We start from the raw sequence: 13892 nt of genomic DNA on the forward strand, positions 1-13892 counted from the left end.
CGTGAAATTGAAGTATCTATCCCTATGAGTATGCAGATCATTTGTTACCTATGCGATGAAAATATAGATGAACTGCATAATTCACTTCTAATAACACAATCTATTTGAACAGAAAGGAGACTTTCATCATGACGGTGAAGGGAACACGATGGCACCCATACTGATTGTTCTGGATAATCCCGGAGCTCGTGAAGATCGAGAGGGTGCTCCCTTTGTATGTGGTACTCGACAGACATTCAGATTGGACTCTATCGCAGTATCAGTGAAACTTATGCTTTCTTATATTTCAATCAAACTCCTACTTAACTGGTAAACGATAGAATCACTTTACGTTGATTCCATTTATTTAGTTCAAGTTATACATTTTGTAAATGATGATCGCTGCCTCTGCTCGAGTTGATTGGGATAGAGGATTCAGTTGTAATTTCGCATCACCTTTAACTATTCCCGTCTTAACCAACTCAGCAATCGCACTCACCGCATACGCGGAAATGTTAGTACGGTCAGTGAATGCATTCAATTCAGTTAAAGCTGCTTCGCTAGCTCCCCATACCCCCGCAGCTCGAAGCGCTTTGGCTGTGATCATGAACATATCCTGTCTTGATATATTCTCTGACGGATAGAACTGTCCGTCAGCCTTCCCATTTACAATGCCCAACTTCTTAGCCATACCGACTTCATCGTAATAGTATGCCGTTGGCTTGACATCAGAGAAGTTCGAATCCATGTCCATGGATGCCGAGAGACCCAAAGCCCTTACAAGCATAATGATAAAGTCAGCTCGTGTAACATTCTCACTTGGAGAGAAAGTTGTCGTAGTTGTTCCCTTGACCACACCTTTGGAAGCCAACACTTCAATTTCACTTTTCGCCCATGCAACCTTTTCCAGATCCTTGAACGACTTCTGTACATGTACGACGGCAAATTGGCTGAAATGATTCGTAATGAATGTTACCTTTCCAGTTGCTGCATCATATTTGCCGGTTGGCACAGCAATTGCCTTTCCAGAAGCATCAAGATACCAGATCGAAATATGTTCTGGAAATTTGAGTTCCTCTGCAGTTGGCTGATATGGAATGGATACTTTAACAGGAGCATCCGGATTGTTGAATCCCACTTTTTTACCATCCGCCGTTGTGATGCTTAACTCGATCACAGGCCGGTTGCCAATTGCGTTGCGAACGTCCGTAGGTATTGTAGCGGGATCTACCCTCGTCATCTTCAACGTGATTGTCCGTGAATCTGCCAAGAGAACACCGCTTAGCATATTACCAGCCAACACAACATCGGCTATTTCCGTAGAAACGGCAATCTGCTGCAATTTTCCAGCCGTCGATACGGACGCCGAAGGTAATGTCAACTCATAACTGTGGGCACCTGCTACTGTAGGTATATCTACTTGCACTTGCTTCACACCAGTAACGTCTGCTTTCGCTTGAGCTAATGCGCCGTTTAATTGCGTCTGAGTTATTGTACTTTGTACTGTATTTCCCTTTATTGTAGTTAGAGCTTTAATGAGTGTACCTAGTTTATTATCGCTCGAACCGCTACTAGAAGAACCGATAATACCCCCAAGTCCACTGCCTCCGGGACCACCTTGATCCGGTATGTCTCCATCTGATCCTCCGTCAGGATTGGGCTGTGACGTACTCCATTTCATGAAGTCCCCTAAGATGATTTGGCCAGTAACATCTCTTGTGTAAGGAATAACAGGTACCACACTTACAAAGTCAGCATCCGTAAGTTGTACACCTGATTTATTGACGGATGCAGTACCATTAAACATAAAGTTCTTATCAGAGCTTAATGCTGATGGGTAAATGTCTTTAGCCGTGAAATCTTTCTGATAGGAAACAAAGCCGTCAATTGTAAAATCAGTTTGGATATTGGCGTACGTAGTAAAACTTATATTTCCTTTAGCATTATTAAATGAGATGTTATTTCTCGCGATTACGCCTGGATTGCTATTGCTAGTAAATCCATAAGCACCATTGCCGATAGCGATGCTGTTTCTGATTATATGCGGAACGTGGATCCCTTCTCCTCCAAGTTTAAAGCCGTTCTTATCGCCAGCACCTGTAGTACCATTCGATAAGAAGCCATTATTATAAGCGATGCTGTCTTCAATAATAACAGCGCCGATCGCGCCTGTTCCTGCTTTGGTGTATAAATCCCAGCCATCATCGATGTTGTTATGTGCAATACAGCCTCTAAAAATATTGCCTTCACCCGATGTAAGCTTTGCCGCAAATCCATCTGCATTGTTGTCAGACGGATCACGATTGTCATGTGATGTGCTGTTTAGAATAAGGTTGTAGGAAGGCCAATGGGCTCTATCATTTTCCGAGATGTCTGTACGGCTAATTTGCAACCCTGTGTCACCATTCTCATAAAAATGACTACTTTCAATAATGTTATAGCTTCCACCTACCGTAAAGCCTTTCGTATTTCCTGCTGTACGTGTGAAATCAATGCCTTTCACATGCCAGTAGTTGCCTCCAAGTACGACCCCTTCGGATTTCTTATCGAAATCAATGATCGGTTGTGCACCCGGAGCCGCAATGAGTGATTTCATCGCTGCTGCCTTACCATCATTATATTTCTTGATGTGGATACTTGAATTACGTACGTATCTTCCGTCAAGCATCATGATCTTCTGACCAGGTGCCACAAATTGGATCGCTGTATCCAAGTCAAGAGGACTACTTACCGAACCTAAACCACCTACTGTACCCGATGGGGATACATAGATATCTCCAAGATAGGATTTCGTTGTTACCGTAAAGTTGCGCACTATTTTATCGTATGAAGTTAATAACTGGGTGTCGTTAGGTAAATATGTGATACTGAAGTTTGTTTGGCCATTTGCGGTAAGCGAAGCGGGTATTGTAAATAGTTGTCCCGATTCGATTGCTTGGTCCTGTGCGATGACCCTTTGTCCCTCTTTTACCGTGATCGTCCCATCAACATTTGATTTGACCATTAAATCGTAATCTGTCTCAGATGTCTTGTCGAGCGACACAATCTCAAATCCAGGAGTAACGGCCTGCAGAGGCGGTTCAATTCTCGGTGGATCGGTCTGTGTTGCAGTTACAGTAAATTGAATATTGCTGACTTCAATCGTTGCCAGACGAGCTGCATAGAATCCAACATAAATTTTGGAATCTTGCACGTTTAAAATATCTGGGGTAAAAAATATCGCTTCTGTCCCATTATTTAATTTCCCGGTGTAGCCACTATTGGTTTTCGCAAGCGTTAGCCTATAAGGCTGAGCTGGATACGTATTGCTAGACGCAGGTCTTACATTTTCTATCATTCTCGTTTGAATACCTTGGCTCCCTGCACCGTCCGGTGTTGTCACACCTGTTCTGACGAATAATTGAGTACCGTTCGCATTCGTTGTTGAACCGCTAAATCCACCTATGGCTGCTATATTTGAAGCGAACACACTGGAATCACCAGCTGTTCCGATCGCATCTCTAGCCATTATTCCGAAAGATTCTTGACCATCATGCGGATTCTTCGCATAATCAATGACTTTAATATCAGCAGATAATACAAAGTTATCTTCAGAGGCATCAATCTCCGTATAGTAGAAAGAGATTCCATCATGATCCCCCGTAACCTTCCCCGCACTGCCAGCAATCGCTTCAACCGTAACCGATGTGTCCGTGTTAATCATCACTTTATTGTTGGCATCGGATGTAGATTGGCCGAAGCGGATTGATTTCCACTCGACTTCCGTCTTTTCCCTTACAGTGACATGTATGACAATTGGTTGTAGGTTCGTATCCGTTGGAGCAATATGGATCTCGTAAACTCCGGGCTTTGTGTTGTCATAGTGAGTTGTCGAGTCAACGGTATATTCCCCTACTGGTAAAAGTACTTTGTCCGCATTATCGTACACTTTGGATATTTCTAATCCTGTGCTATCGAAATCTTCTAGGATATAATAAAGAGTCTGAGGATATTTCGTAACCTCAATCCCGACGAGAGCTTTTACTTTCACAGTAACAGTAAAGACAGCCGTCTTCCCTTTATGCGTAATTGTAAGTGATTTGGAACCAGCAGTCGTAGAATCAAGTGGTGATACGGTATACTCACCTTTCATGAGTCTAACTTCCGTATTGTCATCGTATTGAGCATAGACTATCAAACCGTTCAGATTTAGATCGTCTCCAATAAAGTAAGTCTCTTTTTCTGGTTTTTTCTTAATTAGCAATTCAGAAATGGCTGCACTTTTTACTTCAATGTTAAAAGTTGTAGATGCCGCCGGCGTTTCTGTTGATGTAACGGCCATCGTTATCGTTCCTGGACTATCAAATACATGAGCAGGAGTGATCTCCATACCGGAAATGGAGAATGTGTATAGATCGTTCGTTAATTCTTTTAACATATAACCATTGTTATAGTTAGCTTCAACAACAAAACCTTCCGGATCAAACGAGTCACCTACATAATAATCCGTCTTAGCCGGGAAATATTTAATCGTTAAATCTGTGACTTCTAAAGCAATAATGTCTAGCTCAATCGTCTCCGTTACTCCGTTAAAATGTATAGTAACTTGGTTTGTTCCAACATTGCTGCTGTCAAATCCTGAATCAAGATAATCTAACTTTGTTAGAACTTCTTCAGCCCCACCAGCGTACACTGCGGTTACGGTCATCCCGTTTAAATCCAAGTCTTCTCCAACTAAATAGGTTTTTTTCATGGACGTGGTATCTATACGTAGATCGGAAGGTACTCTAGTATCCATTTTGATGTCCAAGCTACTGAAAGTAATCTCAGCTTCTCTTGCCACGTATAAACCCGCATAGATCTTATCGTTAGATAGGTTTTGGTTAAGCACAATTTTTTCGCTCGTTCCGTTTACTGTTACTACGTATGCGTTTCCGGTTTTTTTGATTCTCAAATCATAAACTTCATTATGTGCTGGCATATTGATTCCACTAAATGGACTCAGCTTGGTTTGAGTACCTAGTTTATAAAATCCTCTCATATCATTAAGAGCTGGTGATTTAGCACCAAAACCTCCGACTGCTACATAATTGGAAGTATGAAGTGTTGTAACTCCATTCACACCAATCTGATCTTTAAGCATAAGCCCAAATGATTTTTGGTTTTCATTATTAAGACTTGTATCATTAAAGCTTTTTACCGTTGCTTTAGCGACGATTTCAAAGTTGGCGTCAGCAGGCATTTCTTTATAATAGAAAGACATGCCTTCTTCTGTACCGGAAATTTTCCCGCCATTTGCTGCTGACAAGGTGATTGATCCATCTGGATGAACGGTCGGAACGGGATTTTTAATCGCACTTGTATTCCCTCCAAATGCACTAAAATCCCAAACTCCTACATCCACTGGTGTTTCAATGTTTAAATTTACATTACTAAATGTTACCGTTGTATTCCTTGCCGTAAAAAGCCCTGCATATTGAATACTTCCCGAATAATTCTCCAAAACTTTTATTTCGTTACCAACCTTTAAGGTGTAGTTATTTCCGGATTTCTTAATACTTAAATCATATACATTGTTTGAGGTAGGAGCTTCGATCGGGTTATCGAAAGTGAGTTTCCCTTGTGCACCGCCCAGTCTAGTGAATCCTTTTATATCTTGATCAAGCGCACCCACTGCTACATAGTCTCCTACTCCATACACCCCGCCATGGACGTTCATAAATATTTCATCTCGCAGCATAATACCAAAAGCGACTTGGTTGTTCGCTGTCCAAGCATCAACCGTAGCCTTTGCCGTTAATTCAAAATCGGCATCAACAGGGACGTCTTTATAATAATAAGCAATCCCATCCGTGCTTTCTGAAATCTTACCTCTGTTATCGGCACTTTTTAGCGTAACCGTCCCGCTTCCATTTTCCGTAATCCCAAAGTTTGCTGGTGTAATCTTGTCTGCTCCCCCTACATCGCCAAATACACTCCCTTGCCAATCACTGGTAATGTCAATCATTCCTGCAGGCGGATCTGAAGCAACCACCGGAATAGATATCGCAGGTAATAACAAGACGAACGACATCAAGCATGCTAATAACCGCTTTCGTTTTCCCATTAACAAAATTCCCCTCTCGTTACCATAAGTAATTGTCATCTGACCCATTAATTAAAACGCTTACAAACGATAAATTCCATAATCATTTGCTCAGATGATAGGTTAAGCTATGTGCCCCTAAGGATTCTGAGAAAAAAAGTGTTGTAATGACACTCGTAATCATGTAGATTTACCTTTTTTCGAATAGATACAACGAGATGACGCATATGTGAATATGATCTAGATCAATTTTAATTTTCTATTGTGAATTTTTCATATGGTGAAATAATCATTTCAATAACAGTAGACGTTCTCTATTGTTATAGTTTCCGTTGTTCACAAAAACAAACAAAAAAAGAGACCTCTGATGAGATCTCCATTTCATTTTATAACTAACGAAAGAGGTTCTAGGTAAATCTCAATCAAAAACTTTAGGATTTGGTCCATATTGATTACTTTCTTCACTATCTTCGCACATAAATATGAGTAGTATAATACCGCCAATTAGGGGAATAAACGTTATTAAATACCACCATCCACTTCTCCCAGTGTCATGTAGTCTACGAACGGCAACAGCTAAAGACGGTAACATTACCGCAACAGAGTAAATTACTATTAATACTGAATTCAGATTCGCAATAAACTCCAATATTAAAAGTAACATGAGAGCGATATAATTAAAAAGAGTAAACATCCAGTATTCCGTACGTCTCGCCCTACCTTCAAATCCTACGTAGTTCTTTAACACTTTCAAATACCATTCCATTTACTATCGCCCCCAATCAGGATATTACTTATCACGATAACCGATACGAATTCCTAATTCCATTACTTATTCTATATCGGCGTGAAACATTCCCAAGATTAGATCTTTATAACTTGAAATACTGGCTTACATTTCCGCTATCTGGAAGTGTCTTCTCGATATATTCCCCTCCGGTATAGTCACCGATTACCTTCTGCCAGAATTTCTGTGCTGGCTTATTATTTCTCAGCTGCGTGACTTTCCATTTCCCTTTATATTGTTGAAAAAGCTCTTTCGCTGCCCAACTTCCTAGACCACTGCGACGATACTTCTTCATAATAAAAAATTCAGTCATATAATAATCGGCCTCTAGCGAATGATGTAGTCGTTCCACCAAAGCGAATCCTGCGGGCTTGTTATAAAATGATATCAATATAGCAAATTTCCCTTCTCCCTGTTCCCAAAATGTATCCAAGTCTGGATACGTTTCAAATTTCCCTGTCTCCTCAAGCTCAATATCCAAAAACTCTGTGAAATCATATAAATAAAATTGCATTAAATGATGAATAACGTCTTTATGCTCAATCGGAACCCTTTCTAGCTTCATTTCCATAGTTTCACCCCATCGTATCTTATCTGAACCTACTATATAACTTTGTCCTGCAACTTCGCAATTATACTCTTTCTTGTACTCTCCCATGCCCTCTCTAAGACTTCTATCCATACCTATGGTAAAATAACAGTTAGACTCTATCCATCAAGGAGGTGCATCCGTGAATATACAAAAAGATATTGATCGCAAACGGCTCGATGAAAAGGTTCTCGGCATGCCTTGGTTCGTGCAACAATTCATCGATTATAAATTACCTGACCTTTCTCCATCAACGCTACTAGAGTACATACGGGATTACGAAACATTCTTTAACTGGTTACGTGGCGAATTACTCTCAGAAGCCGACCATAACTCAAAAGTGAGCTTAACCGAACTGGAAATGCTACGTATGGAGAATGTTGTGAGTTATAGACTCTATCTCACGACCCGTCGTGAGGGTGCTAATTCCAAAGTAACCATCTCTCGCAAGTTATCATCCCTGCGTTCATTATTTCATTATTTAAGCCAGATCGCCGAGGATGAGGATTTCTATCCTTTATTAAAGCGTAATATTATGGCCAAAGTAGAAGTCAAACGCATACACAAACCGAAGGATACCGCCGCTAAGTTAAAAGGTAAGATCCTTGAAGAAGAAGAATTGCTGGAATTCATAGCATATATTCTTGTGGGATACGGGATTGATGTCGCTGATAACAAACAAGCCATCTACTCCTATGAGCTTAATAAAGAACGAGATGCTTGTATCGCTAGCCTGATTCTGAACTCAGGACTTCGTGTTTCAGAGATCATTAATTTGAATATTGATGACCTAGACTTCAACAATAAACTAATATACATATTCCGAAAAGGACATAATGACGAAACATTCAAAACACCGGTCTATTTCCGTGAACAAGCCCAGGATGATTTGGCATTATACCTTAGTCTAAGGCAAACTCGTTATCATGCACCCAAGAAAGAAAAGGCCCTTTTCCTCACTATCCCAAATGGTCAAAAAGATGGAAAGCGGATGACGAAGCGTGCTGTTCAGGCTATGATCATTAAATACGCTACGAGATTCGGCAAGCCCTTCCTGACGGTGCACAAACTACGACATTCTTTCGCAACCGATTATTATCTTCAGAATGATATTTACAAGACGAAGGAGCAGTTGGGGCATGCCTCCACAGAGACGACAGAAGTATATGCTCATCTAACAGATAAAACGATGTCCGAAGCGATTGAACGACGTGTGGAGTAAACATAAGTACCCATATTAAAAAGTGCACGCGATGCCCTTTGAAAGAAGGTTGCTATAAAGAAGGACGGCTTCTCATTCATAATTGAATGGGAAGCCGCCCTTCTTTGATTGAAATTCATTAAACGAAAATTAACATATAGTACTCCATTTTCATCTATACTTGGCGATTGGGTAAGTGTATACTCTTTTCCATTCACAGATGCTTTTAATGAATTTACAGTCAACTGAATTTCCGTCTCCTTAGAAGTAGCAATGATAGATCCTGTTTTTTCTTCATATGAAACTACAACACCTAATTGCTCAAAAATCTGCCGAAAAGGTACCCTCGTTCTGCCATAACGACATAAGCATCAGGGTTGAAAGTCATTTGTTGACCATTTAATATTACATTAGCTTTTGTGGCAGCCGCATTCGTAACTGGACTGAATTACCATTAAAGAAGCGATACGTTCGCCTACAAGCTTTCCTACGGAAAGCTACCTCGGAACCATATGCTTTGCCCTCTGATCTCAAGCGCTAGTTTTGGTTTTGAACCTAAAAATAAAAAAACATAAATAAAGGTGACTTCTCATTCGGAATTGAATGGGAAATCGCCTTTACCAAAGAAAATATGTGAACTACCTTCGACCTCTTCTGCTAATTTTACCCGAACCTATTCTTGTTTTCGGTTTACTAATCGATTTCTTAGAAGAACCAAAAATACTAGAGCCACTGCCACTATCGCTTCCTTTACTAATACTCCCTTTACTTGGAGTGGTACCTCGGTTGAATATAGTGTCGTCAGATCGCTTGCTACTAGATGAATTGCTAGTATTTCCACGTCGCGTGATGAGCCCTTTTTTCTCCACGGTGAGTGGAGGTGTCATTTTCTTATCACTGGTCGTTGGTTTAGAATAGGTTCCTTGATTCGGTTTGTATACATCTTTACTAGAATATCCACGATAAGTACCACTTCGCCCTAATGAATCGAACATGTTACCTATAATACTTGCAGCGATGTATCCCTCAAGGAAGCTCGAGTCATAATTCTTCTGGACATATTCCTTTGAGTCAACTTCAATCAGCGTATCCTCAGAGTTATCTGGATCCTGTTGTAAATGGTACCATTCATCATTATAAACAAGGAACATTCGCTCCGAATCTTCTGCCGAAATCTGATCCGGCTGACGCTCCTCAGATAGTCCAGCAGCAACCTCAGGTACAGTCTGACCTTCTGCCCGATATACATAAGATGTTGCTTTTCCATCTTTATTCACGGATTCAAGCGGATACGACTTAATTGTTGTCCCTAAATCACCCCAACCACCCGCACCACAACCACTCAGTAGAGATACTAATAAACCAAGAACGATCAAACACTTTATTGAGAGAACTGAATGTTTCTTCACTTGATCCACTCCTAGCTTGCCCGAATGATTTTTACATCTGCCGGTATCACACTTTCGCCTTCATACATCATAAATCGTCCATTTTGCCATTCAATCCTCAGCAGCTGATTATCGTCAGATTGATACTGCCACACATGCTGCTCCCCACCTTGCATGAATGGTGCTTTTCCAGTTACAAGCACATTCCCGTCGTACTCCTCCTCCAAATGAAAGGCTACGTCGTCCAAATCCACGATGCTCGGAACCTCATTTGGATTGTCCAACCTTCCATCAATCGGCTTATACAACGAATACTGTATATTTTCCCGTTCCTCAATATGAAAATAAGCGATATCCTGACCATCTTGTAACGTAAGTACAACCGCGTTCCGACTACGATTATGGACTCTTCCCACCACTTCGTACGTAACTAGCGATACTTCGCATATATCACCTGGTGCAAGTCCCAACACATTCTTCTCTCGAATGGGCGGTTCTGGTTTAGCAAATAGATTCCCTACTCTTTTCCATATACTCATATTCTGCGACCCCTTATCCACGTTAGTTCAACTTACAGACAAGCTGTAATGATTAGTGCACCTACAATATGCAGCGATCCAGCAAATAGACCATAACCTAATTTACCTTGTTGTGTTCCTAGATCAAGGTCCAGCTTAGCCCATCCTCTAAGTAATATACGAACAACACTTTCCAGAATGAGCAGTACAATAAAGGATATAATTGAAACAACTATCGCTTCTAGTAATACATTTGAGGTCGATATAGATACGGAAAGAATGTATCCTTGTGCAACAAGCTTCAGTATCATCCTTGTCGTTACCGCCATATTTCCCGCTTTAACTTCTTCGAAATCCTTATACTTTGTAAATAATGAGTCCACATATAGCAGAATGAACAGTAACACCGAACCTACACCCGTCCAGACCAACACTCTTAATACATATTCAAAATCCATGGCAACTTCAACCCCATTCGGCGATAAATTTCACATTGTTTTCACATAAAAGCGAAGGAGATATTGTTACAAATCAGCTCCTTCGCCTGTCATATTACATATGATAACTATTTTTTCTTATTAGTTCGTGTTCAAAAGATGACTTTCGGAACTTCCTCTACTATTCTTTTTTCTCGAATTGTTTCATAAGTGCTGCTAGTTCATCTTCAACCGCTTGGTCTTTATTTAAACTCGCAAACTCGTCGTCCAAAGATTTCTCACTAGAAGACATTTCGTTACTTGCTTCAGCCTGCGCTTCCATGTGTAACATCTTATCTTCCATACGTTTGAGACCGCTTGCCGCAGAATCCGTACTGAAGCCTGTCATAGCCTTGTTAATCTCCGTTTGTGCTTTGGCAGCATTGTAACGTGCTACTAATGTTTCTCTTTTATTCTTCATTAATGTCAATTGCTTACGCATTTCTTCAAGTTTCCCACGAAGATTATCAGCAGAAGCTTTATTCTGATCATAGTTCACTTTGTATTCATTCATCTTCAGCTCGGCTGCGTTCTTCTCTTCCAAAGCGCGACGGGCAAGATCAATATTCTGAGCTTGAGCAGCTACTTGGGCCTGTTGAGCACGTTTGTTCAAAAGCGCTTCTTGCTCTTCATAGAGTTGTTTGAATTTCTTCTCGATAGCAATTTGTGCAGCTACAGCTTTTTCAGCATCTTCAAGATCCTCATGCATATCTCTAATATATTGGTCTGTCATTTTAATAGGGTCTTCTGCTTTATCAATAAGGCTGTTAATATTGGACATCGTTACATCACGTAATCTTTTGAACATGGACATAATTTTTATTCCTCCCAAGAGTATGTTTTTTCTTCATATTAAGGTGTACGCAGTAAGGACATAGAACGTTTCATTTTTTTCAAATAATTATCCATTCTCTCATTCACGATGGCCACAATCGATTGGATCTCCTCTTTCGTAAGTTGATCATAATGTATACCCGCAGCCACGGTTACTGTCCTATCTAGTACTTCCACAGCTTTACGCGCCAGATCCTCACTAATTGTATACTCTTTATGTCCTGGTACATTCGAGGTTTGTACCTCAATCCCATCGGGAGTTCGATATGCGGTTGATACAGCGCCAATGTGAGCAGCTCCACCTGTAATAATCAGCATCATATCCCGACCCACTGGAACTTCAATGATTTGAATGTCATCTGGATTGAACTCAATCATGTACATCCGCCTTTCAAAAGATATATGAATCTATCATCTATTCTATAAGATTCCACGGATTTCGTCCAAAGACTTAATATTCTCTTCCTGCATGAATTGCTCCAATCCCTCAATCAAATCTTGACCTGCACGTAAATTCATGAAGTTATACGTTCCTACCTGCACCACAGCAGCACCCGCCATAATAAACTCAATGATATCCGTCGCAGACACAATACCACCCATCCCCATAATAGGAATATTCACATGCTGTGCTACTTGGTGCACCATACGTAATGCGATCGGTTTAATCGCGGGGCCCGACAGCCCGGCATAGGCATTACGAAAAACACTTGAACGACGACGCACATCGATCTTCATCCCTGAAATCGTATTAATCAGAGATAGGGCATCCGCGCCTTCGTTCTCACACATCAAAGCCATTTCCACCAAATTCTCCGCACCTGGGGACAACTTGACCGTCAACGGTAAGCTTGTTGCACTTCTTACTTGTCGAACGACTTCCTGCGCAGCCAATGTCTTCACTCCATAGGCTATTCCGCCTTCTTTTACATTAGGACATGAAATATTCAATTCGATCATATCTACGGCTACTCGACCTAGCGCTTTTCTTTTATCGTGATCTTCTTGGATCAGAATGGCACCCTGTATATAGTCATCTAAACAATTACCGCCTAGATTAGCAATTCTGACGGTGTCCAGCGTCTCCCAATAGCTACATTCATGCTCTAGGAAATAGGGTACGCCCGGATTCTCCAGCCCTACACTATTTAACATCCCTGAAGGAGTCTCAAATACACGAAGCCCTTCATTACCCGCTTTAGGATGTAGTGTGAGTCCTTTCCCACTAATGCCACCGATCTTAGAAAGATCATATAACTTACCGTACTCTCTGCCGAATCCGAATGTTCCTGAAGCCATCACAACTGGATTTTTAAAAGGAATTCCAGCAACTTCGCATGATAAATCAATCATGTAAACATACCTCCTCTGCAGCAAACACGGGTCCATCTGTACATGCCTTTTTACGACCATCTTTACACGATACACTACATACTAGACATGCCCCAATACCACATGCCATTCGGTTCTCTAGTGAGATATAGACATCTGCTGAACATTGCGATTGTTGTTGTTTCGATTGAATAGCCTTCATCATGCCATGCGGCCCACAGGATAGTATCGCATCATATTGATGGAAATCGATGTCTTCAACAATATATCCACCCACATTCGTATACAGATTTCCCGCTACAGTATTGAAGTGATCCAATAAATATGGCTCTTTGCTGAAACCGAGATAGATGTCCGTATTTGGGATCTGTTGTGCACAATAGTAGAGCGGTGCAATTCCAATCCCACCACCAACAAGTGCAACTCTCCCTTTTACATCGGGAAATCCATTACCATATGGTCCCTCAAGAGATAACGAATCGCCTGAGCGAAGTCCGGCAAGTAGTGCCGTTCCCTCCCCAACGACCTGATACAGGAATTCTATCCCTCCATCTGTTCTATTAAATATACTAATCGGTCGGGAGAGTAAAGGATAGTTCCCCCATGCTCGTAACATATAAAATTGACCCATCGTACCCTCATAATGTCCCTCTACGTTCATCAGATACACATGTTCAGATACCTGTTCATTTGTTATCACTTTCCCCATCCAAAAACGCCTCCT

Annotated in this window: 11 protein-coding genes and 1 pseudogene; 1 reads left to right on the top strand and 11 read right to left on the bottom strand. The window is 41.0% G+C overall.

Annotation, left to right across the window (positions count from 1 at the left end; genetic code table 11):
* Window positions 1–346: 346 nt before the first annotated feature.
* The 3 genes from ACP8HI_RS09695 to ACP8HI_RS09705 form a co-directional block, all read right to left on the bottom strand.
* Window positions 347–6064 carry a bacterial Ig-like domain-containing protein gene (locus ACP8HI_RS09695; protein ID WP_438350885.1) on the bottom strand — a complete coding sequence of 1906 codons (5718 nt, stop codon included), beginning with the start codon at window positions 6062–6064 and terminating at the stop codon, window positions 347–349.
* Window positions 6065–6461: 397 nt separating this feature from the next.
* The gene (locus tag ACP8HI_RS09700) at window positions 6462–6809 is read right to left on the bottom strand and encodes a DUF805 domain-containing protein (protein ID WP_438350886.1); all 348 of its coding nucleotides are present in this window, start codon (window positions 6807–6809) and stop codon (window positions 6462–6464) included.
* Window positions 6810–6915: 106 nt separating this feature from the next.
* On the bottom strand, window positions 6916–7401 hold the full coding sequence (locus ACP8HI_RS09705; RefSeq protein ID WP_438351767.1) for a GNAT family N-acetyltransferase: 486 nt from the start codon (window positions 7399–7401) through the stop codon (window positions 6916–6918).
* A gap of 160 nt (window positions 7402–7561) precedes the next feature.
* On the opposite strand from ACP8HI_RS09705, the gene xerS reads away from it, so the two are divergent.
* Window positions 7562–8641, top strand: a complete 1080-nt coding sequence (xerS, locus tag ACP8HI_RS09710) for a tyrosine recombinase XerS (protein ID WP_438350887.1) — start codon at window positions 7562–7564, stop codon at window positions 8639–8641.
* Here xerS and ACP8HI_RS09715 read toward each other — a convergent pair.
* The 8 genes and pseudogenes from ACP8HI_RS09715 to ACP8HI_RS09750 form a co-directional block, all read right to left on the bottom strand.
* Window positions 8590–8964, bottom strand: a pseudogene (locus tag ACP8HI_RS09715) (copper amine oxidase N-terminal domain-containing protein); the annotation flags it as partial. The gene xerS and the pseudogene ACP8HI_RS09715 overlap by 52 nt on opposite strands.
* Window positions 8965–9258: 294 nt before the next feature.
* Entirely contained in the window at window positions 9259–10029 is a 771-nt protein-coding gene (locus ACP8HI_RS09720; protein WP_438350888.1) for a DUF4247 domain-containing protein, read from the bottom strand.
* Between the two features lie 11 nt (window positions 10030–10040).
* Window positions 10041–10547 carry a DUF4178 domain-containing protein gene (locus ACP8HI_RS09725; RefSeq protein WP_438350889.1) on the bottom strand — a complete coding sequence of 169 codons (507 nt, stop codon included), beginning with the start codon at window positions 10545–10547 and terminating at the stop codon, window positions 10041–10043.
* A gap of 32 nt (window positions 10548–10579) precedes the next feature.
* Entirely contained in the window at window positions 10580–10984 is a 405-nt protein-coding gene (locus tag ACP8HI_RS09730) for a DUF350 domain-containing protein (protein ID WP_438350890.1), read from the bottom strand.
* Window positions 10985–11144: 160 nt separating this feature from the next.
* Window positions 11145–11816, bottom strand: a complete 672-nt coding sequence (locus ACP8HI_RS09735; RefSeq protein WP_438350891.1) for a PspA/IM30 family protein — start codon at window positions 11814–11816, stop codon at window positions 11145–11147.
* Window positions 11817–11854: 38 nt separating this feature from the next.
* Window positions 11855–12214 (bottom strand): hypothetical protein, encoded by a 360-nt coding sequence (locus ACP8HI_RS09740; RefSeq protein ID WP_438350892.1) that lies wholly within the window; start codon window positions 12212–12214, stop codon window positions 11855–11857.
* Window positions 12215–12256: 42 nt separating this feature from the next.
* A complete protein-coding gene (locus ACP8HI_RS09745; protein ID WP_438350893.1) occupies window positions 12257–13189 on the bottom strand; it encodes a dihydroorotate dehydrogenase in 933 nt (310 codons plus the stop codon).
* Window positions 13182–13877 (bottom strand): dihydroorotate dehydrogenase electron transfer subunit, encoded by a 696-nt coding sequence (locus tag ACP8HI_RS09750; protein WP_438350894.1) that lies wholly within the window; start codon window positions 13875–13877, stop codon window positions 13182–13184. The genes ACP8HI_RS09745 and ACP8HI_RS09750 overlap by 8 nt, the downstream gene beginning before the upstream one ends.
* Between the last annotated feature and the right edge of the window lie 15 nt (window positions 13878–13892).

This window comes from Paenibacillus sp. FA6 (assembly GCF_051550225.1).
Taxonomy (GTDB): Bacteria; Bacillota; Bacilli; order Paenibacillales; family Paenibacillaceae; genus Paenibacillus_AQ.